The organism is Rhizobium sp. ZW T2_16 (genome assembly GCF_044987325.1).
GTDB lineage: Bacteria > Pseudomonadota > Alphaproteobacteria > Rhizobiales > Rhizobiaceae > Neorhizobium > Neorhizobium cellulosilyticum.
On the sequence record NZ_JBJDRG010000064.1, the window covers coordinates 1 to 1,202 of the forward strand.

Sequence of the window (1,202 nt, forward strand, 5' to 3'; positions counted from 1 at the left end):
GATCGTGTCCCAGGGAGTGGTGTAGCTTAGACGGCCACGGCTCATCCCAGAGGGCCGGATGAGTGTCAGCTTGCTGCTGGCAGGCTGATGAGTGGATCATCGCTCATCGTAGCGATTGTCTCAAGGGTCATGTAGCGAGATCGCTGGACGGCCCATTCATCGTTCTGTTCCAGCAGCAGCGCACCGACCAGGCGCACGATAGCGTCGTCGTTGGGGAAGATGCCGACGACCTCGGTCCGCCGCTTGATCTCGCCGTTCAATCGCTCGATGGGGTTGGTCGAGTGAAGTTTGGCCCAATGCTGTTTGGGAAAGGTCATGTAGGCGAGTACGTCTTGCTCAGCGTTGTCCATGAGACTGGCGAGCTTCGGGACCTTTGGCCTGATCTGGTCGGCGACGTTGCGCCACTGAGTGCTTGCCGCCTCCGGCGTGTCTTGAGCAAAGGCCGTGGCAATGAAGGCGGAGACGACCCGCCGTCCGCTCTTTCCAGCATGGGCCAAGGCATTGCGCATGAAATGGACCCTGCAGCGCTGCCAGGTGGCGCAGAGCACCTTCGATACTGCGGCTTTGATGCCCTCATGCGCATCTGAGACGGCGAGCTTGACGCCACGCAGACCCCGCCTGGTCAGCTTTCGAAGAAACTCGGTCCAGATCGCCTCGGCCTCGGACGTGCCGATCTCCATGCCGAGCACTTCGCGTCGGCCGTCGGTGTTGACGCCGACGGCAATGATGACTGCAACAGAGACGATGCGCCCGCCACGCCGGACCTTCAAATACGTCGCGTCAATCCAGAGGTAGGGCCATTCGCCTTCGATGGGCCGGTCGAGAAAGGCCTTCACCTTCTCGTCGATCTCCTCGCACAGCCGGGAGACCTGGCTCTTGGAAATGCCCGACATGCCCATGGCCTTAACGAGGTCGTCAACCGAGCGGGTCGAAACACCCTGGATGTAAGCCTCCTGAATGACAGCCGTCAGAGCCTTCTCCGCCATCCGGCGCGGCTCCAGGAAGCTCGGGAAATAGCTGCCAGTACGAAGCTTGGGAATACGCAGCTCGACGGTGCCCGCCCGTGTCTCCCAATCCCGGTCGCGATAGCCGTTACGCTGGGCCAGTCGGAAGCCATTCTTCTCGCCATAGCCCGCACCGGTCTTCGTGCCGACCTCCAGCGCCATCAGCTTCTCGGCAGCAAAGCCGATCATCTCGCGCAG

Annotated in this window: 1 protein-coding gene; it reads right to left on the minus strand. The window is 61.6% G+C overall.

Features of this window, described 5'->3' with window-relative positions; all coding sequences use genetic code 11:
* Positions 1 to 65 precede the first annotated feature (65 nt).
* Positions 66 to 1,202, minus strand: a 1,137-nt coding sequence (locus tag ACI3K0_RS30720; RefSeq protein ID WP_404946982.1) for an IS256 family transposase, incomplete at its 5' end; no start/stop codon positions are given.